Source organism: Bifidobacterium sp. UTCIF-39 (genome assembly GCF_006408715.1).
In the GTDB taxonomy this organism is placed as follows: domain Bacteria; phylum Actinomycetota; class Actinomycetes; order Actinomycetales; family Bifidobacteriaceae; genus Galliscardovia; species Galliscardovia tissieri.
Genome location: NZ_JEOG01000007.1, coordinates 139,106 through 162,687, shown reverse-complemented (window position 1 = coordinate 162,687; position 23,582 = coordinate 139,106). Strand labels below are relative to the sequence as shown.

The following is a 23,582-nucleotide window of genomic DNA, read 5'->3' as shown; positions in this document are numbered from 1 at the left end:
CATGGGATCCATCGGCCAATACCGACTCTACTTTGTCGCCGGCGCCATGTTCAACATCCTCATCAAGTGGCTCGAGGGAGGTGCCGTCGAATCTCCGCGCGCCATCGCCCAAGCCTGCGCCGACTGGCTAGCGCTCGGTGTCTCCGACAAACCGTTCTGACTGCATTCCGTAAGCCGAACGTCATAACCGGCGATGGTCTGTGGTCATTGTTATCCAGTGTTACCATCAGCCTGTTCGAGGAAATATGACAAAGCCCTACATCCCAAGCGGGAGTAGGGCTTTTGGTCGGGCTGACAGGATTTGAACCTGCGACATCCTGCTCCCAAAGCAGGCGCGCTACCAAACTGCGCTACAGCCCGATGCGTCCGTACAAGATCGAGACAATGCCGACCGTGCATGAACACGAATCACCAGTATAACCCATATAGACCCGCGTGTCGTCCTTGTGTCACCTCGAAGTTTTTACGACGGGCTGTTTTCCTTAGTGTCGAAAAACAGAAATCACCGAATGATCTTCCCGCCGAATGCTCTCCGCAACCGACACGACCTATAATCAACGGGAAGAAGCAATGGCGGAGAGAAACCAAGAAACGGGGGCCCATGGGCAGGCATCAGCAGGCGGAGACGCTTGGACTCATCGCATCCTTGGTCTGTACGCTCGCATCCGGTCTGATCATGGAGCTCTATCGCACGTTCGCGTCGGCCATCTGGATGATTTCAGGCCGACTCTTCGCCGTATGCGCAGGTGTGGTCGCCGCATGCGCCGTCATCGCATTCATCGTAGGATACACACGTCAGTCACGGTCGTGGAGTCTCAAGCGAGGATGGATCGTGCCGATTCGCCGCGCGTTCGAGACTTTATCCCTATCCGTGGTCTACGCGGCAACCGTGTTTCTCAGTGTCTACGCGATGATGGAGATCATCAACGGCACAATGGGCATCGCCATATTCTCCACGTACATTTCCACCGTCACCGCCATATTCTCAGGCATTGTCGGATACGTGGTATTCGTACAGGCCGATACGTTGAATTCGCGGACCATCGCATCATTGCTACCGCTGTTTGTCGTATCCGGCGTCAGCACCGCCGGACTGACCACCGATGACCCCAACTGGTGGAAGAACAACTTCTCCCAACTCGGCGACCGCACCACATTCGCCGCGCGCATGTTCAATTCGACGCTGATCCTGGCCGGCATCTGCGTGATCATCCTCAGCTACTTCGCCATCTCCGAACTCATCACCACGCAACGCATGCGACTTAAATGGCGGGCGGCGAACAACACCGAAGCCCCCAAGGTCGGTGACGAACCGGGGGCTGAATTCGACATTCCGCATTTCTGGGCACGAATCCTCTGCATGTCCATCCTGCTTACTCTGGCCGGCATCTGTTTCGCCGGAGTCGGATTCTTCCGATACACCCCGCATCCCATCCTGCACAACGTATTCGCGCGCGGACTGAGCCTGCCGATGAGCCTGCTCATGATCTTCCTGCCATGGCTTGCGCCGCAATTGTCCCGGGCCATATACGTGGTATCGGATCTCATCATTGTCGCCGTTGTGGTGGCAGGACTCAACTGGTTACAGGGCGGCACAACACTTACCAATGTGGAGGCGCTTGCCTGCATTCTGTTCATGGGCTGGTTCATCGTGTTCTCAAGACAGATCGCGGCAATTGAGGCGGACCGTGTGTATGCCCAGTTGACGGCGGATCGTCCGGTGAGTGTCGTGCCGCCCGAGTCGCGCATCTCCCCGCAGAACTGAGCGGAACTGAGAAATAACCAACCGGCGGTCCACACACCGTGTCGGTTGATCGACCGGTATGCAGACCGCCGGTTATATCAGGGAGGCGGTTCCGCTAGCGAACCATTGAACCTTGGCCTAATCCGGGCCAAGCATCTTAGTCCATGAGCTTGTGCGAGCGCTTGGCGCTCATCAGTACCAGGAAGCTACGCGGCTGAGCGGTGATCACAAAACCCGCCTCGTAGGTGAGCTCCGGTCCCTTCGGATTGAACGTGTCGGCAACCAGCGTCCACGTGGATCCGTACTTCTCCTCGGGCAGCTTGAACACGATCGGCTCATAGTGCGCGTTGAAGATCAGCAGGAAGCTGTTGTCGGTCATGGGGGAGCCGTACCAGTCGGTTTCGGGAATGTCCTTGCCGTTGAGGAACACCATCACCGACAGGGCGTGGGTGTTGCCCCAATCCTCGCGGTCCATGACCTCACCGGTATGATCGAACCATTCGGCCTGCGGGATACGATCCGAGGTATCGCCGGCGGCGCGTCCGGTGAAGAAACGCCTGCGGTGCAAAACCGGATGGTCAAGACGCAGATGGATGAACTTCTTGGTGAACTCGAGCAGGTCGCGACGGTCCTGATCAAGCTCCCAGTCGGTCCATGAGATCTCGTTGTCCTGGCAGTAGGCGTTGTTGTTGCCCTGCTGGGTGCGTCCCACCTCGTCGCCGCCGCAGATCATCGGAATGCCCTGACTGACCAGCAGCGTGGCGAGGAAGTTGCGACGCTGGCGATGACGCAGGCAGTTCACATCCTGAATGTCGGTGGGGCCTTCCACGCCGCAGTTCCAGGAACGGTTGTGGGATTCGCCGTCTCGGTTTCCCTCGCCGTTGGCCTCGTTGTGCTTGTCGTTGTACGTGACCATATCGTTGAGGGTGAAACCGTCATGCGCGGTGATGAAGTTCACCGAGGCGACGGGTCGACGTCCGTTGGCCTGATACAGGTCGGAGCTTCCCATGAGTCGGCTGGCGAATTCAGGAAGCGTGGACGGCTGCGAGCGCCAGAAGTCGCGCACGCAATCGCGGTAGCGGCCGTTCCATTCGGACCAGCTGGACGGGAAGCCGCCGACCTGGTAACCGCCGGATCCCAGATCCCACGGTTCGGCGATCAGCTTGATGTGGGAGAGCACCGGATCCTGTTCCACGATATCGAAGAACGCGGAGAGCTTGTCGACCTCCTGGAACTGACGGGCGAGTGTGGCGGCAAGATCGAATCGGAAGCCGTCCACGTGCATCTCTGTCACCCAGTACCGCAGGGAGTCGGTGATGAGCTGCAGCGCGTGCGGCGAGCGCATGAGCAGGGAGTTGCCGGTTCCGGTGGTGTCGAAGTAGTGGGCGTAATCGCCGTCCACCAGACGATAGTAGTTGCGGTTGTCGATACCGCGAAGGCTGAGTGTCGGGCCGCGGTGGTTGCCTTCGGCGGTGTGGTTGTACACCACGTCGAGGATGATCTCGATGCCGGCTTCGTGGTAGGCCTTCACCATGGATTTGAATTCGTTGACCTGCTCGCCGAATTCTCCGGAGCTGGAGTAGGCGTTGTGCGGAGCGAAGAATCCGATGGTGTTGTATCCCCAGTAGTTGCTCAGTCCCTTTTCGGTGAGGAAGGAGTCGTTGACGAACTGGTGGATCGGCATGAGCTCGAGCGCGGTGATGCCGAGTTCCTTGAGGTAGTTCACCACGGTGGGGTAGGCGAGACCGGCGTAGGTGCCGCGGATCTCGGCCGGGACGTCCTTGCGCAGGTTGGTCATGCCGCGAACGTGGGCCTCGTAGATCACCGAATCGTGGTAGGGGATGTTGGGGTGTTTGTCGTTGCCCCAGTCGAAGAACGGATTGACGACCACGGACTTCATGGTGTGGTGCGCCGAATCCATGGTGTTCATGTTGTATTCATTGTCAGGATCGCTGAAGTGGTAGGAGTACAGGCTTTCATCGTCGTCGATGTGTCCCTGGATGGCTCGGGCGTAGGGGTCGAGCAGGAGCTTGGAGGGGTTGCAACGATGGCCGTTGTTGGGGTCGTACGGACCGTAGACGCGGTAGCCATACCGTTGTCCCGGTTGGATGCCCGGCAGATAGTTGTGCCATACGTAGGAATTCTGTTCCGTCATTTCAATGCGGGTCTCGTTGTCGTCCGCGTCGAACAGACAGAGTTCCACTTTTTCGGCCGCTTCCGAGAACAGGGCAAAATTGACTCCTGCGCCATCGTAGCGAGCTCCCAATGGATACATTGAACCAGGTCTGATCTGCATACTTACAGTATCGCATTACCGTGTCACAAAGTCTCGTTCGCGAGTGAACCGGAGATGAATCGTATGTGATGTGTACTGGTTCTGTGAGATTCCCGGCGTTCCAATCCCCGAGTGTGAACGGTCACGTTGTTAAAATAGGGGTGCACCACTCAATAGCGAAGAGACGAAGGAGTTTTCGCCATGACAGATGGATACAAGCCGGTTGGGGACGGCGACTCGCAGTATGTGCCGCCGGACAGTGCGGCGACCGATGAAGGAGCTGGACAGCAGCCGTCGATGGGGGGTCCGTCGGTTTCGGGGGCGTCCGCATTTCCTCAGCAGCCTGATTCCGCCGTTTCTGGCACCTATCAGTCCGGAACGGGAACACCGCTGCCGCAAGCCACGCAGCCGTATCAGCCCTATTCGCCACAGCAGTCCTACGATCGGCAGCCGTTCAGCCAGCCTGCCTACGGCGGCTACGGTCAGGGTCAGGATTCTTCACAGTTCCAGTCCGGACAGCCTGATCAGCCCGGCGTGACGCAGCAGCCGTTTGGTCACTCGTTCGAGACTCCGGTTCCGGATTCGTCTCCGTTCCAGCCTCAGCAATCGGGAGCGCAGTCTGCTCAGCCGGCGGCGTTTGACGCCGGTGCCGGACACGACGCCAATGTGGCCGGATCCTCCGACCCATTTGGTGTCCCGCCATATACAACCGGCCCGGTCGCGCAGCCGCAGTCTCAGCCGACTGCACCGTTGCAGGTTCCCTCCGCTGAGCAGCCGACGTCAGCAGGAACGCAGCAACCGTTTGATGGAGCGGCGGCATCGCCTGCTACTGACGACTCCTCTTCGTTGGACGCGCCTGCTCAGCCCGCTCAGCCCGCTCAGCCCGTGTCCGACCCCTTTGCCGCGGGACCGGTTCCCCCGGTTTCGGCCGTGCCGTCCCAGCCGGCTGGCGGACCTCAGGTTCCCGGTGCTGGCCCGTCCGGCCCCGGCGTTCCCCCCGTCGGCGGCCAGCCGCCGTATGGCGGATTCCAGCAGTCCGGCCCCGGTCAGGTTCCGCAGGGTCAGCCGCCGTATGGTGCGCCCATGCCCCCGGCTCAGAAGAAGCCCAACAAGAAGCTGGTTCTGGGACTGAGCATCGGTGGTGGCATCGCCGCGCTCGTCGTCATCGTGCTGGTCGTGCTCGCCTTCCTTCCCAGTGGCAAGCCGACCGCGGACGACTACACCAATGCGTTGAACCAGACGTCGAAGATCAGCACGAAGTACTACAGCATCAGGACGAAGCTCAATGATGTGTACGCCGTGAGCTACGATCCGTCCAAGAACATCGAAGATAGCGACATCACGAGTCTCAAGGAGAAGGTGAAGGACTATCAGAGTGCGGTGTCCGAGCTGGGGAAGCAGGACAAGCTCCTCAAGGACGAGAACGTCAAGGGCAAGTATGACGCCTATGTGAAGGCATCCGACGCATACGCCTCCTACATCAACGGTCTCGCCGATTCCGCAATGCCCATGTCCAAGTCGGTGAAGGCCTGCGCCACGGCACCGACGGCAAGCCTGTACGACAGCGACTTCTACGATAAGTACAACCAGTACATCAACGACTGCTCCACAAGCCTTGAAGAGCTCAGCAAGGCAAAGGACAAGGACGTGGCGAAGTACGGTACCGATATGAAGGACTACATCGGCAAGCTGGGTGACCTCATCCACCAGATGCAGGCGCTTGGTGATCCGAATAACATCCGATACGGCACTGATGAGTACAACAAGATGGGCGAGCTGTCGGACCAGTTCTACGAGCTGAGCTCCGATGGTTACGACATTGATTCCGCCTTCTCCGAGGCGCTCAAGGAGACCGAGGACAAGACGAATCCTGAGGATGCGCTCAACGATCTCAATGATGTGCTGCAGGACGGATTCCATGATGCGCTGAGCAAGAAGTGACGGCGTGGTCGATGGTCGGCACCGGTGTGTGGTGTTTGCCGGTGCCGCATCGACGGCGTTGCAGTGAAATTCCGAAGCTCTGACGTTTCCGATGGGGCCCGCGTTTGTGGAATGCGAACGCGGGCCCCGTCATGTCTCACGCTAGTATGTCAGACATGACAGCTTCCACAGATCTTTGGCGCGCCCCCAAGGCGGCGGCGCCCCTCAATGCAACGGTAACCATTCCTGGCAGCAAGTCCCTGTCCAACCGGTATCTCATTCTTGCGGCCATGGGATCGCGGCCGGTCACCTTGATTGGTCTCCTGCGTTCGCGCGATACCGAACTCATGATGGGAGCCCTTGAATCCCTAGGCGTGGAATGTCGGATCGATGACCATGAGGAAACCACGGTCACCGTTGTCCCGCCGGCCGACGGGGTGTTCAAGGGGAATTCCTCGGTGTTCTGCGGGCTTGCCGGAACCGTGATGCGATTCGTGCCCGCGCTGGCCCTGTATGCCGATGGCCCAGTGCGGTTCGATGGAGACGCGCAGGCGTACCAGCGCCCGATGGCACCGTTGCTGGAGGGATTGGAACAGCTGGGTGCCCATATCGATTACGAGGGGGAGCGTGGTCGGTTGCCGTTCACGCTGACGCCGCCCGAGCATGTTGCCGGTGGGGCAGTGTCGATCGACTCGTCCGGCTCCAGCCAGTTCATCTCCGGACTGTTGCTGGCCGCCCCGAAGCTGGGAAACGGACTGACCCTGACCCATACCGGTGAACATCTGCCCAGCCTGCCACATATCCGCATGACCATGGCTGATCTTTCGGCCGCCGGTGTGAACGTGACCATGGATGATCACACGTGGACGGTACGTCACGGTGCCGTTCAGTTGCCGGAACGCGTGGTGGTGGAACCGGATCTGTCGAATGCGGCACCATTCCTTGGGGCGGCGTTGATCGCCGGAGGTACGGTTCGGGTTCCGAACTGGCCTGAGACGACCACGCAGCCTGGCGGCCTGCTGCCTGGTTATCTGGAACGTATGGGAGCCGATGTGTCCGTTGAGGTGTCGGCCGACGGGACGCGAACGTTGTCGGTCACATCCGATGGCACGATTCATGGACTTGGTGAGTTCGATCTTTCGGCGGCGGGGGAGATCGCGCCGTCTCTGGCCGCGATTCTGGTATTCGCCGACGCTCCGACATCACTGGTGGGCATCGGACATCTGCGTGGTCATGAAACGAACCGTCTGGAGGCGCTGGTCACGGAGATCGAGCGTGTGGGTGGCAGCGCCCATGAGTTGCCTGATGGTCTGCATATCGATGCCGTTCCCTCGGACGTGTTGCATGGTGCCGTGATGGAGACGTATGCGGATCATCGTATGGCTACGTTTGCTGCCATGCTGGGATTGCGCATCGACGGCATCGATGTCGTCAACGTGGCGACCACGCGTAAGACCATTCCGGACTTTGTCGGACTGTGGACGTCCATGCTGGGAAAGGACACTTCGACTAACTGACGTTTCCTCTTGCAGACACAATGATGGGGTGGCCGTCCACATCGGATGGCCACCGTTGCAAGCTAGTTTGTTTTGGCTTGCAGGACACTCTTGCGGGTGTCCGCTCCAAGTCTTATGCCATTGTCATGGCTGCTTGGTTAACGCTTCACCGCGGTTCGCCCGCCATCCCGGAGGGTGGTGGGTCTTACGTCCGCTCCATGCGCGTTTATGGTCTCCGGGGCACTCCCGGCGACCTTGATGTTGATCGCGGCGTTCAGGTCGCGGTCGATCACGAGTCCGCATCCGTCGCAATGGTAGACGCGCTCGGACAGGGAGAGCTTGGCTTTCACCCTCCCGCAGTTCGAGCATGTCCTGCTTGACGGATACCAGCGGTCGATGACGTGCAGTCGTGCGTCGGTTCGCATGGTCTTGTATTCCAGTTGGCGGCGTATCTCGAAGAAGGATGCGTCCGCGATCGCCTTGGCGAGCCGATGGTTTCCGACCATGCCATGCACGTTCAGGTCTTCGATCGAGATGTCCGAGTAGGTGGAGGCGAGTCGCGTGGTGAGCTTGTCCAGCAGGTCGCGCCGCTGGTTGGCGACGCGCGCGTGCAGACGCGCCACGCGTTCGCGCGCCCTGCGCCGACGGTTCGAGCCTTTCGTCTTGCGGGACAACGCCTTCTGCGCGCGTTTCAACCGACGCTCGCTCATCCCCAATGCATGTGGGTTGGCGATCATGGTGCCGTCCGACAATACGGCCAGCGTCTTGACACCGAGGTCGATGCCGACCGCACCGCCTTTCGGAGGCACCAATGGCGCATTGTCGGCCCGTTCCACGGTCAGCGCGGCGTGCCAGCGTCCCGCATGCCGCGCTGACGGTCATGCGCAGCACCCGACCATCGCCGACCCGCTTCGCCACGTTCTCCATGCAGTGCACGCGGCCGATCCGCGGCAGTCTCAACGCGTTCGCGTCCCCGTCGATCAGACCGTATGAGCCGGTCGTGTATGCGAACCGGGGTGTTGTCCGATCCTTCGCCCTGAACCGGGGGAAGCCAACGCGACGGCCCCTGCGTCGCCCCCTGCGGCTTTTCGACCAGTTCGACAAGGCGTTCGACAGGGCCTCCAGACCGCTGTTGTACGCCTCCTTGCTGTTCTCCCGCCACCACGGCACACCGCTCCCGTCCACGGCCAGCGTGTCCTTGTTGGCGTTCCACCAGCGGCGCAGCGCGTACAGCGACCACTCCGGCTTCCCGCGCACGTCGATCATTGACTTGACATGGGCGAGACCCGCGTTGAACGCGAACCGCGCCGCCCCCGCATGCGCGACCAACAGCCGCTCCTGCGTGGGGGTCGGGTCCAACGCGACCCTGACCGCCTCAAGCATCATGAGCCGCCCTCAACGCGGCCTCCGCCTTGCGCCTGGCGGCATGCCTGCCGTACAGGCGCGCGCAGAACGAGGTCAGCACCTCGGTCATGTCACATACGAGGTCATCATCCAGCTCCGAATCGTCCACGACGATCAGCCTGCGCCCCGCCGCCTTCAACGCGGACTCAACGAGTCCCGCGTCCATGCGCGCCAGCCGGTCGCGATGCTCCACGATGATGGTGCCCACCGTGGAGTCGGCGAGGATTCGGTTCAATCTGCGCCGCCTGTCGTTCATGCCACTGCCGGTCTCCGTGACCACCTCCGGGGATTCGACGCCCATATTGATGGCGAACGCCTTCAACCGGTCCGCCTGACGCTGCAGATCATCCTTCCGGTCGGATGAAGAGACCCGCGCATAGCAGACCGTACGCGAACCCACGGCGGGAACAGCGGGCTTCTCATACTTCGGGTCATGGATGAGCCACACGCTACCCGAACGCTCGAACGGGACCGGCATACGATTCTCACGACACCACTTCCACACCGTCTGCTCGTTCAACCCCTCACGAGCCGCCCATTCCTTCACACGCATGAATAAATCATAACATGTCAAAACAAGGAAAAACAAGTTAACACGGCATCATGCGACAGTCCCATCATCGTATGAGTAAGCATATGAAAAATCCGGTTGTCATTCATGCGCAGAACTGCATGAATGACAACCGGATTAGCGTCACTCAATCAATGATTGCCAGTGATGCTCACTTGGTGAACACGTTGCCGTAGGAGTCCTTGCCCTCGGCGGCGATGGCGGCGGACTTGCGGGCGATGGCAAGCTCCTCATTGGTCGGGTAGACGGCCACGATGACGGAGCTGTCGGGCGTGGAGATGATGCGCGGCTCGGAGGTGTGCACGTTGTTCTTCTCCTCGTCCAACTTCACGCCGAACGGAGCAAGGCGATCGATGACCATCTTGCGGATGGGGGAGGCGTTCTCGCCGACACCGGCGGTGAAGGTGATCACGTCCACGCCACCCATCTGGGCGGTGTAGTTGCCGATGTAGGCCACGATGCGGTGCACGTACACGTCGAGGGCCAGCTGGGCGTTCTCGTCGCCCTCATCGGCCAGACGCATGACCTCGCGCATGTCGCCGAAGCCGGTCATGCCGGTCAGACCGGACTTCTTGTTGAACAGGGAGTCCAGCTCATCCACGTTCATGTGGGCGTTGCGGATCAGGTGGAACACGACAGCCGGGTCGATGTCACCGGTACGGCCACCCATGACCAGACCCTCGAGCGGAGTGAGGCCCATGGAGGTGTCGATCGGCTTGCCGGAGATCTGGGCGGAGGCGGAGGCACCGTTACCGATGTGCAGCACGATCTGCTTGAGACCCTCGGCCGGCTTGCCGATGAGCTCGGGAACCACGGAGCCAACGAACTCGTGGGAGGTGCCGTGAGCGCCGTAACGGCGGATCTGGTAACGATCGGCGATCTCCTTGTTCAGGGCGTAGGTGCTGGCCTCCTTGGGCAGCTGGAAGAAGAAGGAGGAGTCGAAGACGAAGACCTGCGGCACGTCGGGCAGCAGGGTGCGCATGACTTCGGCGCCGGTGGCCTCAGGGCCGTTGTGCAGCGGAGCCAGCACGGCCAGATCCTTGACCTTGCCGATGGTCTTGTCGGTGACCAGAGCCGGACGCGGGAAGATGGAGCCGCCCTGCACCACACGATGGCCGACAGCCACGATGCCGGACTCGTTCAGATCCGGACCATACTCCTTGAAGAAGCCGAGCACGCGCTTGAGGCCTTCCTCGTGATCGTGGATCGGCTCGGTCAGCTTGTGCTTTTCGCCGTTGTATTCGTGCTTGTAGTTGCCGTCGATCGGTTCGCCGATCTTCTCAACCAGACCGGATGCGATACCTTCGCCGGTTTCGAGATCCACCAGCTGGTACTTGATCGAGCTGGAGCCGGAGTTGATGACAAGGACGGTTTTCGCCATTAGGGCTTCCTCCATGACTACTAGTGATTGGGGAGCATAATTGCTCCACTTCCTTGATCGAGGGTACTCGTTGGTGGCTACATTCCGGTAGTGATTTGCCTAGTTTTTTCATTGGGGAACCATTGACATCGCAAGGAATCGAAATGATTTGTGAGGAATGTCACACCTGACGCATTCGTGTCCGCGCATGCAAACTTACAAAAAGGACGCCCGGCCGAGACCATGGCGTCCTTTTGTGCTCTTTTTGCGATCTGTCAATCTATGACTGATTGACAGATCGGCAAGTCCCCTGCATCACTCCCATTCGATGGTTGCCGGCGGCTTGCTGGTGCAATCGAGGACGACTCGGTTGATCTGACGGCATTCATTGGTGATGCGCGTGGAGATCGCGGCGAGCACGTCGTAGGGCAGACGGGACCAGTCGGCGGTCATGGCATCCTCCGAGGACACCGGACGCAGGACGATGGGGGAGCCGTAGGTACGTTCGTCGCCCTGGACGCCCACGGAGTGCACGTCAGCGAGCAGCACGACCGGGCACTGCCAGATGTCGCGGTCGAGACCGGCCTTGGTGAGCTCCTCGCGGGCGATCGCGTCGGCTTCGCGCAGCAGATCGAGACGTTCCTTGGTGATCTCGCCGATGATACGGATGCCGAGGCCCGGGCCGGGGAACGGCTGACGCCAGACGATCTCGTCGGGCAGGCCGAGCTCGGTGCCGATGGCGCGCACCTCGTCCTTGAAGAGGGTGCGCAGCGGTTCGATAAGCTGGAACTTGATGTCCTTGGGCAGGCCGCCCACGTTGTGATGGCTCTTGATGTTGGCCGCACCGTCTCCGCCACCGGATTCGACGACGTCAGGGTAGAGGGTGCCCTGAACGAGGAACTTGACCTCCTTGCCGCGGGCACCAGCCTCTTCGAGCACCTGCAGCTGGGCCTTTTCGAAGGTGCGGATGAACTTCTCGCCGATGATCTTGCGCTTGCGCTCGGGTTCGGAGACACCCTTGAGCGCGGTGAGGAAGTCGTCGGCCGCATCGACGGTGATGAGGCGGATGCCGGTGGCCTCGACGAAGTCGTGCTTCACCTGCTCGACCTCGCCCTTGCGCAGCAGACCATGGTCCACGAACACGCAGGTGAGCTGGTCACCGATGGCCTTGTGCACGAGTGCCGCGGCGACGGCGGAGTCCACGCCGCCGGACAGGCCGCAGATGACCTCGGCGTCGCCGACCTGCTCGCGGATCTTGGCGACTTGATCGTCGATGATGCTGGATGCGGTCCAGTTGTCAGGCAGTCCGGCGCACTTGTGCAGGAAGTTTTCAATGAGATCCTGACCGAGCGGGGTGTGCTTGACCTCGGGGTGCCACTGCACGCCGTAGAGCTTGCGGGATTCGTCGGCCATGGCGGCGACGGGGGCGCCCTCGGTGTGCGCGAGCACCTTGAATCCCTCGGGGGCCTTGTTGACGGCCACGCCGTGGCTCATCCAGGTGCTCTGGTCGGTGGGGGAGCCGGCGAGGATGCCCTCGGCATCGGTGATGACGGCGGGGGTCTTGCCGTATTCGCCGAGCGCGGCCTTGTCGACGTCGCCGCCGAGTTCATGCGCCATCACCTGGAAGCCGTAGCAGATGCCGAGCACGGGGACGCCGGCGTCGAAGATCTTTGTATCGATGCTGGGGGCGCCGGGTTCGAATACCGAGGCGGGGCCACCGGAAAGAATGATTGCCTGCGGGTCCTTGGCTAGGATCTCATCCACGGGCATGGAGTGCGGCACCAGTTCGGAATAGATGTGCGCTTCGCGCACGCGGCGTGCGATCAACTGCGCGTACTGAGCGCCGAAGTCGACGACGAGAACCGGTCCTTTGGCCATACGAGCCTCCCTTGGGGTTCAGAAGATATGTAGAGAAAACAGTGTGTCGATTATCACCGGAGATTACGACATAAGGTGTTCGTCCGGGTTCGCATGCGCATGCTGTTCGTTCGGATACCGGCGACACGCCCTTCGGATGCAACAGCGCTTGCGCATCTTCCCGTGATCGGTTTCTTCACATCATGGCAAACTCAGGCAACCGAAAACCCAAGAGTTATCGGCCTGACGGGGCTTTTCGGCGAACGAAGAAAGCGCACAAGTTTCGATCCTCTATGACAACTTTTCGAACATTTCTTAACAAAAGTCCGTCGGTCGATTATGCAAAAGTCCGCGAGTTCCTTTACCATTAAGGACGATTAGGAAATGCAGTTCATTGCACGTTCCAATCCAAGGAACTCAAGGGATTGCAATCCTGAGAAAATAACCGATCGCACATCAAGTGCAGAAGTACAGGAGTACACATGACGAGTCCTGTTATTGGCACCCCTTGGAAGAAGCTGAACGCTCCGATCTCCGACGAGACCCTCGAGGCCGTCGACAAGTACTGGCGCGTGACCAACTACCTTTCCATCGGTCAGATCTACCTCCGCAGCAACCCGCTGATGAAGGAGCCCTTCACCCGTGAGGACGTGAAGCACCGCCTGGTCGGACACTGGGGCACCACCCCTGGCCTGAACTTCCTCATCGGCCACATCAACCGTCTTATCGCTGATCATCAGCAGAACACCGTGATCATCATGGGACCGGGCCACGGTGGCCCCGCTGGTACCTCCCAGTCCTACGTCGACGGTACCTACACCGAGTACTTCCCGAACATCACCAAGGACGAGGCTGGCCTGCAGAAGTTCTTCCGTCAGTTCTCCTACCCGGGCGGCATCCCGTCCCACTACGCTCCGGAGACCCCGGGTTCCATCCACGAGGGTGGCGAGCTGGGTTACGCTCTGTCCCACGCCTACGGCGCCGTGATGAACAACCCGAGCCTGTTCGTGCCGGCCATCGTCGGCGACGGTGAGGCCGAGACCGGCCCGCTGGCCACCGGCTGGCAGTCCAACAAGCTCGTGAACCCGCGCACCGACGGTATCGTCCTGCCGATCCTGCACCTCAACGGCTACAAGATCGCCAACCCGACCATCCTGTCCCGCATCTCCGACGAAGAGCTCCACGAGTTCTTCCATGGCATGGGTTACGAGCCCTACGAGTTCGTCGCTGGCTTCGACGATGAGGATCACCTGTCGATCCACCGTCGCTTCGCCGAGCTGTTCGAGACCGTCTTCGACGAGATCTGCGACATCAAGGCCGCCGCTCAGACCGACGACAAGCACCGTCCGTTCTACCCGATGATCATCTTCCGCACCCCGAAGGGCTGGACCTGCCCGAAGTTCATCGACGGCAAGAAGACCGAGGGTTCCTGGCGTTCCCACCAGGTGCCGCTGGCTTCCGCCCGCGATACCGAGGAGCACTTCAACGTCCTCAAGCACTGGCTCGAGTCCTACAAGCCGGAGGAGCTGTTCGACGAGAACGGCGCCATCCGTCCCGAGGTCACCAAGTTCATGCCGCAGGGCGAGCTGCGCATCGGCCAGAACCCGAACGCCAACGGTGGTCGCATCCGTGAGGACCTGAAGCTCCCGAAGCTCGAGGACTACGAGGTCAAGGAAGTCAAGGAGTTCGGCCACGGCTGGGGCCAGCTCGAGGCCACCCGTCGCCTCGGTGTGTACACCCGCGACGTCATCAAGCTGAACCCGGATTCCTTCCGCATCTTCGGACCTGACGAGACCGCTTCCAACCGTCTGCAGGCCTCCTACGAGGTCACCAACAAGCAGTGGGATGCCGGCTACCTGTCCGATCTGGTCGACGAGCACATGAACGTCACCGGTCAGGTTGTGGAGCAGCTGTCCGAGCATCAGATGGAAGGTATGCTCGAGGCCTACCTGCTCACCGGTCGTCACGGCATCTGGAGCTCCTACGAGTCCTTCGTGCACGTGATCGACTCCATGCTGAACCAGCACGCCAAGTGGCTCGAGGCCACCGTGCGTGAGATCCCGTGGCGCAAGCCGATCTCCTCCCTGAACCTGCTCGTCACCTCCCACGTGTGGCGTCAGGATCACAATGGCTTCTCCCACCAGGATCCTGGTGTGACCTCCGTGCTGCTGAACAAGTGCTACAACAACGACCACGTGATCGGCATCTACTTCGCTGCCGATGCCAACATGCTGCTGGCCGTTGGTGAGAAGGTCTACAAGTCCACCAACATGATCAACGCGATCATCGCCGGTAAGCAGCCGGCCGCCACCTGGCAGACCCTGGACGAGGCTCGTGCCGAGCTCGAGAAGGGTGCCGCCGAGTGGGAGTGGGCTTCCAACGTTCACTCCAACGACGAGGTCGAGGTTGTGCTCGCCTCCGCCGGTGATGTTCCGACCCAGGAGCTCATGGCCGCCGCCGACAAGCTGAACAAGCTCGGTGTGAAGTTCAAGGTCGTCAACGTGGTGGATCTGCTCGCTCTGCAGTCCGCCAAGGACAACGATCAGGCCCTGTCCGACGAGGACTTCGCCGACCTCTTCACCGCCGACAAGCCGGTCCTGTTCGCCTACCACTCCTACGCCCACGACGTGCGTGGTCTGATCTACGATCGCCCGAACCACGACAACTTCAACGTCCACGGCTACGAGGAGCAGGGCTCCACCACCACGCCGTTCGACATGGTGCGCGTGAACAACATCGACCGTTACGAGCTGACCGCTGAGGCTCTGCGCATGGTCGACGCCGACAAGTACGCCGACGAGATCAAGAAGCTCGAGGACTTCCGCCTCGAGGCCTTCCAGTTCGCCGTCGACAACGGCTACGATCACCCGGATTACACCGACTGGGTGTGGCCGGGCGTCAAGACCGAGCTGCCGGGTGCCGTCTCCGCCACCGCCGCCACCGCTGGCGACAACGAGTGAGATTCGTCACATTACCGGTAACGGTCTGATTCGTTAGCGAATCGGGAAAACCCCTACAGCCTAAATGGTTGTAGGGGTTTTCCATATTCGTGAATTTGCCGATCGGTTAACGGCCGATGCAAACCACGACAACATACGACAACAATCGTCCGTGAGAAGCGCTCACACACTTACAATAGTGAAGGTTGCAATGCAGTGTTGCCGCACCTCAGTTCAGTAATGAACTGACCATTCGCGAAGGAGTGTATGACCGTGAGTCTCACCAGTGTGTATATCGCCAGCCCGGAAGCCGCCAATGGCCGCAATGTAGTCGCCTATGGCGTTGTGTCCGCCCTCGCCGGACAGTACAAGACGGGCGTGTTCCGCCCGGCCGCCTGCAAGAAGGAGACCTTCACCGACGTGCTGCTGGGAGCTGCCAATGCCGGACAGACCCGCGAACAGGCCGTCGGCGTGTGCCCCTGTGCCGCCCGCGAGGACAAGGAAGGCGCCCGCGGCGATATCGTGCGTGCGTACTCCGCCGCCGTGACCGCCGTTGAGCCGGAAGCTGTCGTTGTTGTCGGTACCGACAAGAGCAGCATCTTCGATCCCGGTGCATTCGACTTCAACGCCGCCGTGGCCGCCGACCTCAAGGCTCCCGTGTTCCTTGCCGTGTGCGCTCTGCAGCGCGACGCCAAGCAGGCCAAGGCCACCGTCGAGGCCTGCGCCAAGAGCGTCAAGGACGCCGGCCAGACCGTCGCCGGCGTGTTTCTGACCGGTTGCGATGACGAGAAGGCCCTGTCTGTCAAGGAGGCGCTCTCCGACTTCGCCGCCCCGGTGTGGACCGTGCCCGCCCACGATTGCGGCACCGAAGAGGAAGCCAAGGCCGCCCTCGCCGACTTCGAGGCCCACGTTCCGGCCGCGCAGATCCTGGCAGCCCTGAATCAGGACTTCGCCCAGCCCACCACGCCGTACGCCTTCCAGTCCGACCTGCTGAACAAGGCCAAGGCCGCCAAGAAGACCATCGTCCTGCCGGAAGGCGAAGAGGACCGTATCATCAAGGCCGCCGACTACCTGCTCGAGCGCGACATCGTCAACCTGATCATCGTTGGTGAGAAGGATCAGATCCTGGCCCGTGGCAAGGAGCTCGGACTGAACTCCCTGGAAAAGGCGACCTTCCAGTCCATGAACGATGAGGAAGTGCTTGCCCCGATGGTGGAGAAGCTGTGCGAGCTTCGTGCTAAGAAGGGCATGACCCCGGAGCAGGCCCGCAAGCAGCTGACCGACGCCAGCTACTTCGGCACCATGCTGGTGGTGCTCGGCAAGGCCGATGGTCTGGTCTCCGGCTCCATCAACTCCACCGCCAACACCGTGCGTCCGGCACTGCAGGTCATCAAGACCAAGCCCGGCCAGAAGTTGGTCTCCGGCGCGTTCCTCATGTGCTTCAAGGATCACGTGGCGGTGTTCGCCGACTGCGCCATCAACCTCAACCCGAGCGCCGAGCAGCTTGCCGAGATCGCCCTGCAGTCCGCTGAGACCGCCAAGGCCTTCGGCATCGACCCCAAGGTTGGCATGCTGTCCTACTCCACCCTCGGCTCCGGCAAGGGCCCGGACGTGGATCTGGTCGAAGAGGCCACCTCGCTCGTCAAGCAGAAGAATCCAGAACTGCCCGTGGTCGGTTCCATTCAGTTCGACGCCGCATGGTCGCCGGTCGTGGCCGCCACCAAGGCCAAGGGCAATGACGTTGCCGGACACGTCAACGTGTTCGTGTTCCCCGACCTGTGCGCGGGCAACATCGGCTACAAGGCCGTGCAGCGCTCCTCCGGCGCTCTGGCCATCGGTCCGGTCCTGCAGGGTCTGAACAAGCCGGTGAACGATCTGTCCCGTGGCGCCAACGTCGAGGACATCATCAACACCGTGGCGCTGACCGCCGTCACCGCCCAGTGATGATGTTCCGTCAATGACATTCCGTCACTGAACCGTTCATAGTTTATAGGGGTCATGGCTTCATGCCATGGCCCCTTTTCGTTGCTGCGCCGACCATGCCGCGGATCGCATCGCGAGCCATGATCGGCGTGTCGAAACACCTGCCCGCAGTTCCGGCCTTTCCCTATAATGCTTTCATTTGCACCGCCGTTCGAGAAGGGATGCCGATTTCATGCGACAGGGTTTTGACAACGACAAGTACATCGAATTGCAGGCCGCCAACATTCGGAAGCGCATCGCGCAATTCGGTGGCAAGCTCTACCTGGAATTCGGTGGCAAGCTGTTCGACGATTACCATGCATCACGCGTATTGCCCGGTTTCGAACCGGACACCAAGTTCCGTATGCTGCAGAGTCTGTCCGATGACGTGGAGATCGTCATCGCCGTCAACGCCAACCACATCGAAAAGGCCAAGGTTCGTGGGGATCTTGGCATCACCTACGACGAGGACGTGCTTCGTCTGATCGACGTATTCCGAGCCCATGGTTTTCTCGTCGGTTCGGTCGTGCTCACCCAGTATGCCGGTCAGCCCGCCGCCGACGCCTATCGCCATCGTCTGGAACGGCTGGGCATCACCTGCTATCTGCATTATCCGATCGCCGGATACCCGCATGACATCGAGCATATCGTTTCCGATCAGGGCTACGGTCGCAACGACTACATCAAGACCAGCCGTCCGCTTGTCGTGGTCACGGCTCCCGGCCCCGGATCCGGCAAACTCGCCACCTGCCTGTCGCAGCTCTACCATGAGCATCGCCGTGGTATCGCAGCCGGCTACGCCAAGTACGAGACGTTCCCCATCTGGAACCTTCCGCTCAACCATCCCGTGAACATCGCCTACGAGGCCGCGACGGTCGATCTTGACGACGCCAACATCATCGACCCGTTCCATCTGGAGGCGTACGGCAAGACCACGGTCAACTACAACCGCGACGTTGAGGCGTTCCCCGTGCTCAAGGCCATGATGGAGCGGATCATGGGGGAGAGCCCGTATCAGAGTCCTACGGACATGGGCGTGAACATGGCCGGGTTCGCCATCAGCGACGATGAGGCGTGTCGTGAGGCGGCCGATATGGAGATCGTGCGTCGCTACTTCACCGCCGTGGTCAACGAGAAGCGCACCGGTTTTGGCGAGGAGCAGGTGGAACGACTGCGTTCCATCATGAAGAAGGCCGGCGTGGACGAGAATCTGTCGCCGGCGCGCTCCGCCGCGCTGAACCGGGAACGGGAGACCGGTGCGCCGGCCGGAGCCATGGTGCTGCCGGACGGACGTGTGGTCACCGGTAGGACCGGAGACCTGCTGGGTGCCGCCAGCGCGCTGCTGATGAATGCGCTGAAGACCGTGACCGGCGTGGACCAGTCCGCGCTCGTGATCGACGAGGCGGCCATCGAGCCCATCTGCCAGTTGAAGACCAGCCATTTGCACAGCGTGAATCGCCGTTTGCATTCCGATGAGACCCTGATCGCACTGTCCATTACGAGTGCGACCAGTCCGACCGCCGCCAAGGTGATTGACGGACTGAAACTGCTGCGTGGATGCGATGCGTTCTTCTCCGTCATCATCTCCGCCACCGACGAGGCGTTGTACCGCAAGCTTGGCATCAACGTGTGCTGCGAGCCGAAGTACGAACGGGTGAGCCTCTACCATAAGTAGCCGGCACGAATGCCGATAAGCCGTGGCGTGGGATGAATCATGGGACGGGCTGTTCCCCCGGTGTCCTTGAGACCATCACACGCCACGGCTGTTCGCAGGCTCCTTGGGCTTCTTCAGTACTGGCTACTTGTACGTGTAGAATCCCTCACCGGCGTTGATGCCGGTCTTGCCCTCGTCGATGTATCGCTTGAGCATGGCCGCGATCTTCCCCTGAACGGTGTTCGGATCCTTGGCGCGCGGATCCAAGGCACCGATGTTGTAGGCGGTGGTCAATCCTACGATGTCGAGGATACGGAACGGGCCGAGCGGCGCTCCGGTGGCCAGCATCCACGTCTTGTCGATCGTTTCCACGTCGGCAACATCGGTGGCGAGCAAGGCCTCTGCGGCGCTCAGGAATGGAACGAGCATGCTGTTGAGAATGTAGCCGGGCTGCTCCTTCTTGAGCTTGAGGGGAATCATGCCGATCTCCTCGGCGAATTCGACCACGGTATCGTAGGCCGCGGGATCGGTTCCGGGATGACCCATGATCTCGGCCGTGTTGTTCCGCCAGATCTCATTGGCGAAATGCAGCGCAAGGTACTGCCCGGGACGTCCCGTGTATTCCGCGAACGTGCTGGGCAGCATGGTGGAGGAGTTGGTGACCACGATCGTCCGCTCCGGAAGATGCTTGGCGAGCTCCGTGTAGAACGCGATCTTGTCCTGCGGATTCTCGGCGATCGATTCGATCACAAGGTCGGCGTCCTTCGCCGCCTCCTCATAGGAGGTCGTGTATTCGATGCCATTGAATGCCTGCTCGACCTGGGCCTTGAGCTCGTCGATCTGATCGGCGGTCAGATCGGGGGAGGGGGCGAGTCCGCGGCAGTAGGCGGCCGGATTGGTCTTCATCGCTTCGAGTGTGGACAGATAGATGCCCTTGAGTCGTTCGAACTTCGGCCTCGCACGGTCGATGGAAGCCTCGCTACGCAACCATACCGTCATGTGGAATCCCTTATAGGCGATCTGGAAGGCGATCTGACTACCCAGCACACCGCCACCGGCGACAACGACATTGCTGATCTTCATATGTGATCCTTTCACCATTGATTGCGGATCGGGCCTCGTTCGACATCGAACACCGAAACGGCAATGAGACCGCGTGCGGACAAGAGTCCACATATCCGTATCATATGCATGATCCACAGGATACGCGGCATTTGTTGCCGCATCATGCCTTGGAGTTCCCGGCTCGTCAACGGTGTGCGTTGATCCACGCGATGGCCAGCTGGGTGCGATTCATCAGACCGAGTTTGTCGAGCATGGCGCTGATCCGGTTGCGTACCGTTCCCTCGCTGAGAAACAGGCTCGCCGCGATCTGACGATTGTCGTAGCCTTCGGCGACCAGTGCGGCCACGTCCCGTTCCCGATCGCTGAGCACGTCCAGATCCCGTATGCCTATCGCCGTGGACCGACGAGTATGGTTTCCCGATGCCATCTGCGGGGTTGTCGAAGCCGTTGACGTCGGGGATACGGACAGTTTGTTCAGCACGTCCGCTCCCAATACGATCTGCCCCGCCATCACGGCCTGCATCGCCGGGCCGACCGCCGAGACATCCTGTTTGATGAGATATCCCTTTGCCCCGAGTCCGATCGCCTGGGCGATATAGTCCTGATCCGAGAAGGTGGTGAGGAACAGGATCCTGGCCGACGGATCCCGGTGCAGGATCTCCCGAGCCGTTGTCAGACCGTCCTTGCCGGGCATCTGGATATCGATCAGCAGCACATCTGGATGACTGGCAGGAGAGGAGAAGTACCGGGTGACGGCGTCATCGCCGCCGCACGCCGTCCACAGCACATCGGCGGCATGCGTGGCGGTGAGTATGGTCTCCAATGACTGGCATACGATCGGATCGTCGTCCACGATTGCCGTCTTCATCATGCCTCCTATCGATGTCCCCATGTCGAATCATAGCGATGGCACGCCCTAGCGCATGGCATCGGATGGATGCTGAGACCAGCGTGTTTTGGGCAGGGACACGAATACCCGCCATCCGCCCTGATACGGGCCGCACAGTGACGTTCCGCCAAGCGCTCGCACACGGGTCTCGATATCCGATAGACCCATGCCGCGCAGGCCTTCGATGTCATCGTCCGTTCCCGCTGTGGACGAATTGATCCGACCCGTGCCGCCATCCGCCGGACCATCATGCCGAGACGGGCCCTCGTCCTGCACGACCAGTTGCCAGAATGCGGGGAAGTCACGAAGGGTGACGGTGGCCTGCCTGGCCTGGCTGTGCCGCACCACGTTCGACAACGATTCGCGAATAACCGTGGCAAGACAACGGGCCACCGGCGCGGGAGCCGCATCGATGCCATTGAGCACTCGCACGGAAAAACCCGACGACACACCGCTGAACGAATGCACGGCATCCGCTATCTGAGCGGTGAAATCAGTGCCGTCATCCTCGAGATCGTGCACGGAACGACGGATCATGGTCATGGCGTCGTTCAGCGTATCGCCGAGTGCGGCATACCCCTGTGACGCATGGGGGCACCGGTGGCATCGGCGATCGCCTTGCCTGCCTGCGCCTGCATGATCGCCCGGGTGAGCAGATGGCCCACATTGTCATGGATTTCGCGCGCGATGCGGGTACGCTCACCGAGCGTCGCCATACGGACGGCCCGTGCGCGCTCCTCGTCGATGTCGCTCAATCGGATTCGCATGATACGGGAATCGTGCCGTGCACGGTCTTGCGTCCGCTGCAACGTCCGTCGCAGTGTGTGCGCTTCGACGCGTGCGGAACCCAGACCATTGCCAAGCAGCGTGACAGCCGTGACTATCACTGGCACTGACGGGCCAAAACCGTCCACAGCACCATCCCGCATGAGCAGAACGACCAATGGAACCAGCCATATGAGCCCAATGCCGCGGTCGATGATCCGTCGCCATCGACGCGCATCGAAGAACGCCGGGGACCTTGCGCAGTCATAGGCGATCAACGGCAGAAACGCGCACCATTGAGGAAACAGAACGGCGGCGACGGCATATCCTGCTCCCGCGTAACCGAGCCACCGTCCATGTTCAGGGGCAAGTCCCTCGACAAGCCCGGCATACGCCACCGATACAAGGAACCCCGCAACCGTCAACGGCATCGTCGCCGCCGACGGATTCGCAAGCGCCAGTGTCAGACCGGCCGCGATCAGCAATGCCTGTTCCCCGATCGCACGCATGGTCCCTCCTCGATGTTTCGTCTATGACATGACACTATCGCAGTGGACCACCATCGCTTCTGCATGACATGACAAATGTCATGCATGTCGGAGGAATTCGTGACGTTTGGCGGTGGCGTCGACCATGCGATGGCGGGAAGATGAAATCAGCGAGACGGGCACGACAGGTAAGGATGGTCCTATCATGACGACACCGACGGGGATGGATACGAATACGGATACGCCGGCCGTGAATGTCAGCCATCTGGTCAAGCGGTATGGCGACATGGTGGCGCTCGACTATTTTGATCTTGACGTGAAGGCGGGGGAGATCTTCGGTCTGCTCGGTCCGAACGGATCGGGCAAGACCACCGCCATCAACTGCATTCTTGCATTGCTCACCTATGATTCGGGAACGATACGCGTATTCGGTGAGCCGATCACCCCCAGCTCGTATGCGCTGAAACGCCGTATCGGCATCGTGCCGCAGAATGTGGCGGTGTTCAACGAACTGACGGTGATCGAGAACATCGACTATTTCTGCTCGTTGTATGTGCCCAGACGTGCCGAGCGCGAGCCGCTGGTCGAGGAGGCCATCGACTTCGTCGGCCTTGGTGAATTCCGAAAATACCGTCCGGGCAAACTGTCCGGAGGTCTCCTGCGACGACTCAACATCGCCTGCGGCATTGCGCACAAGCCCGATCTGATCTTCTTCGACGAACCCACCGTGGCCGTGGACCCGCAGAGTCGCAACGCGATCCTCGAAGGCATCCAGCGGCTGAACCGCAGCGGAGCGACGGTGATCTACACCAGCCATTACATGGAGGAGGTCGAACAGATCTGCGACCGCATCCTCATCATGGACCATGGCAGGCATCTCGCCCTCGGCACCGCCGAAGAGCTCAAGGGCATGATCGACACCGGCGAGCGCATCAGCGTGGAGACGCTGGACCTTTCCGACGAGACGCTGCATCGGATCCAGCAACTCGGCTTCGTGATCGACGCCGTGTACGACGGGCGAGAACTCGCCGTGCGCTGCCGTCATGGCGACCATAACCTCGTCGATCTGCTGGGAATCCTGCGCGAGTCGGGAGCCGGCATCGGCCATCTGACCAGTCGACCGCCAACCCTCAACGACGTGTTCCTCGAACTGACCGGCACGGCGCTGCGCGACTGACCTGCCAATGCTTCGA

14 protein-coding genes, 1 tRNA gene and 2 pseudogenes are annotated in these 23,582 nt (G+C 60.8%); 7 read left to right on the top strand and 10 right to left on the bottom strand.

Going from position 1 to position 23,582, the window contains the following annotated elements; genetic code table 11:
* Positions 1-283: 283 nt before the first annotated feature.
* A tRNA-Pro gene (locus EP30_RS04925) sits at positions 284-360 on the bottom strand.
* A 241-nt stretch (positions 361-601) separates the two neighbouring features.
* Here EP30_RS04925 and EP30_RS04920 point away from each other — a divergent pair.
* The gene (locus tag EP30_RS04920) at positions 602-1,765 is read left to right on the top strand and encodes an ABC transporter permease (protein WP_140556644.1); all 1,164 of its coding nucleotides are present in this window, start codon (positions 602-604) and stop codon (positions 1,763-1,765) included.
* A gap of 136 nt (positions 1,766-1,901) precedes the next feature.
* Here the strand turns inward: EP30_RS04920 and glgX are convergent, their stop codons facing one another.
* The gene (gene glgX / locus EP30_RS04915; RefSeq protein ID WP_140556642.1) at positions 1,902-4,040 is read right to left on the bottom strand and encodes a glycogen debranching protein GlgX; all 2,139 of its coding nucleotides are present in this window, start codon (positions 4,038-4,040) and stop codon (positions 1,902-1,904) included.
* 180 nt (positions 4,041-4,220) lie between these two features.
* Between glgX and EP30_RS04910 the strand changes: the two genes are divergently transcribed.
* Together EP30_RS04910 and aroA are read left to right on the top strand one after the other, a co-directional pair.
* Complete coding sequence (locus tag EP30_RS04910; protein ID WP_140556639.1) at positions 4,221-5,960, top strand: hypothetical protein; 1,740 nt, start codon at positions 4,221-4,223, stop codon at positions 5,958-5,960.
* A 155-nt stretch (positions 5,961-6,115) separates the two neighbouring features.
* Positions 6,116-7,456: a 3-phosphoshikimate 1-carboxyvinyltransferase gene (gene aroA, locus EP30_RS04905; protein WP_375137737.1), complete on the top strand. Its 1,341-nt coding sequence runs from the start codon at positions 6,116-6,118 to the stop codon at positions 7,454-7,456.
* A 137-nt stretch (positions 7,457-7,593) separates the two neighbouring features.
* Here aroA and EP30_RS11325 read toward each other — a convergent pair whose 3' ends face one another.
* From EP30_RS11325 to guaA, 5 genes and pseudogenes are all read right to left on the bottom strand, one after another.
* Positions 7,594-8,244 (bottom strand): transposase, encoded by a 651-nt coding sequence (locus EP30_RS11325; RefSeq protein ID WP_258185370.1) that lies wholly within the window; start codon positions 8,242-8,244, stop codon positions 7,594-7,596.
* Positions 8,245-8,752: 508 nt separating this feature from the next.
* Positions 8,753-8,818 (bottom strand): annotated as a pseudogene (locus EP30_RS11320) (hypothetical protein); the annotation flags it as partial.
* The gene (locus EP30_RS04895; RefSeq protein ID WP_140556634.1) at positions 8,811-9,392 is read right to left on the bottom strand and encodes an IS607 family transposase; all 582 of its coding nucleotides are present in this window, start codon (positions 9,390-9,392) and stop codon (positions 8,811-8,813) included. The pseudogene EP30_RS11320 and the gene EP30_RS04895, both read right to left, overlap by 8 nt.
* A gap of 169 nt (positions 9,393-9,561) precedes the next feature.
* Entirely contained in the window at positions 9,562-10,791 is a 1,230-nt protein-coding gene (locus tag EP30_RS04890) for an acetate/propionate family kinase (protein WP_094665220.1), read from the bottom strand.
* A 294-nt stretch (positions 10,792-11,085) separates the two neighbouring features.
* Positions 11,086-12,648: a glutamine-hydrolyzing GMP synthase gene (gene guaA / locus EP30_RS04885; RefSeq protein ID WP_140556632.1), complete on the bottom strand. Its 1,563-nt coding sequence runs from the start codon at positions 12,646-12,648 to the stop codon at positions 11,086-11,088.
* A 461-nt stretch (positions 12,649-13,109) separates the two neighbouring features.
* Here guaA and EP30_RS04880 point away from each other — a divergent pair, with 461 nt between their 5' ends.
* From EP30_RS04880 to EP30_RS04870, 3 genes are all read left to right on the top strand, one after another.
* Positions 13,110-15,587, top strand: coding sequence for a phosphoketolase (locus tag EP30_RS04880; protein ID WP_094665224.1), 2,478 nt, complete (start codon positions 13,110-13,112; stop codon positions 15,585-15,587).
* Positions 15,588-15,833: 246 nt separating this feature from the next.
* The gene (pta, locus tag EP30_RS04875; RefSeq protein ID WP_181160794.1) at positions 15,834-17,510 is read left to right on the top strand and encodes a phosphate acetyltransferase; all 1,677 of its coding nucleotides are present in this window, start codon (positions 15,834-15,836) and stop codon (positions 17,508-17,510) included.
* A gap of 211 nt (positions 17,511-17,721) precedes the next feature.
* A complete protein-coding gene (locus EP30_RS04870) occupies positions 17,722-19,203 on the top strand; it encodes a DUF1846 domain-containing protein (protein ID WP_140556630.1) in 1,482 nt (493 codons plus the stop codon).
* Between the two features lie 123 nt (positions 19,204-19,326).
* Here EP30_RS04870 and EP30_RS04865 read toward each other — a convergent pair whose 3' ends face one another.
* The 3 genes and pseudogenes from EP30_RS04865 to EP30_RS04855 form a co-directional block, all read right to left on the bottom strand.
* A complete protein-coding gene (locus EP30_RS04865; RefSeq protein ID WP_094665228.1) occupies positions 19,327-20,265 on the bottom strand; it encodes a 3-hydroxyacyl-CoA dehydrogenase in 939 nt (312 codons plus the stop codon).
* A 166-nt stretch (positions 20,266-20,431) separates the two neighbouring features.
* Complete coding sequence (locus EP30_RS04860) at positions 20,432-21,115, bottom strand: response regulator transcription factor (RefSeq protein WP_094665377.1); 684 nt, start codon at positions 21,113-21,115, stop codon at positions 20,432-20,434.
* A gap of 48 nt (positions 21,116-21,163) precedes the next feature.
* A pseudogene (locus tag EP30_RS04855) lies at positions 21,164-22,410 on the bottom strand (sensor histidine kinase).
* 184 nt (positions 22,411-22,594) lie between these two features.
* Here EP30_RS04855 and EP30_RS04850 point away from each other — a divergent pair.
* On the top strand, positions 22,595-23,566 hold the full coding sequence (locus EP30_RS04850) for an ABC transporter ATP-binding protein (protein WP_140556628.1): 972 nt from the start codon (positions 22,595-22,597) through the stop codon (positions 23,564-23,566).
* The last annotated feature ends 16 nt before the right edge of the window (positions 23,567-23,582 follow it).

What these genes read in the sequence shown, in the direction of transcription:
- EP30_RS04920 (WP_140556644.1), top strand. Translation starts at nt 602, where the DNA reads ATGGGCAGGCATCAGCAGGCGGAGACGCTTGGACTCATCGCATCCTTG.
- glgX (WP_140556642.1), bottom strand. Translation starts at nt 4,040, where the DNA reads ATGCAGATCAGACCTGGTTCAATGTATCCATTGGGAGCTCGCTACGAT.
- EP30_RS04910 (WP_140556639.1), top strand. Translation starts at nt 4,221, where the DNA reads ATGACAGATGGATACAAGCCGGTTGGGGACGGCGACTCGCAGTATGTG.
- aroA (WP_375137737.1), top strand. Translation starts at nt 6,116, where the DNA reads ATGACAGCTTCCACAGATCTTTGGCGCGCCCCCAAGGCGGCGGCGCCC.
- EP30_RS04895 (WP_140556634.1), bottom strand. Translation starts at nt 9,392, where the DNA reads ATGCGTGTGAAGGAATGGGCGGCTCGTGAGGGGTTGAACGAGCAGACG.
- EP30_RS04890 (WP_094665220.1), bottom strand. Translation starts at nt 10,791, where the DNA reads ATGGCGAAAACCGTCCTTGTCATCAACTCCGGCTCCAGCTCGATCAAG.
- guaA (WP_140556632.1), bottom strand. Translation starts at nt 12,648, where the DNA reads ATGGCCAAAGGACCGGTTCTCGTCGTCGACTTCGGCGCTCAGTACGCG.
- EP30_RS04880 (WP_094665224.1), top strand. Translation starts at nt 13,110, where the DNA reads ATGACGAGTCCTGTTATTGGCACCCCTTGGAAGAAGCTGAACGCTCCG.
- pta (WP_181160794.1), top strand. Translation starts at nt 15,834, where the DNA reads ATGACCGTGAGTCTCACCAGTGTGTATATCGCCAGCCCGGAAGCCGCC.
- EP30_RS04870 (WP_140556630.1), top strand. Translation starts at nt 17,722, where the DNA reads ATGCGACAGGGTTTTGACAACGACAAGTACATCGAATTGCAGGCCGCC.
- EP30_RS04865 (WP_094665228.1), bottom strand. Translation starts at nt 20,265, where the DNA reads ATGAAGATCAGCAATGTCGTTGTCGCCGGTGGCGGTGTGCTGGGTAGT.
- EP30_RS04860 (WP_094665377.1), bottom strand. Translation starts at nt 21,115, where the DNA reads ATGAAGACGGCAATCGTGGACGACGATCCGATCGTATGCCAGTCATTG.
- EP30_RS04850 (WP_140556628.1), top strand. Translation starts at nt 22,595, where the DNA reads ATGACGACACCGACGGGGATGGATACGAATACGGATACGCCGGCCGTG.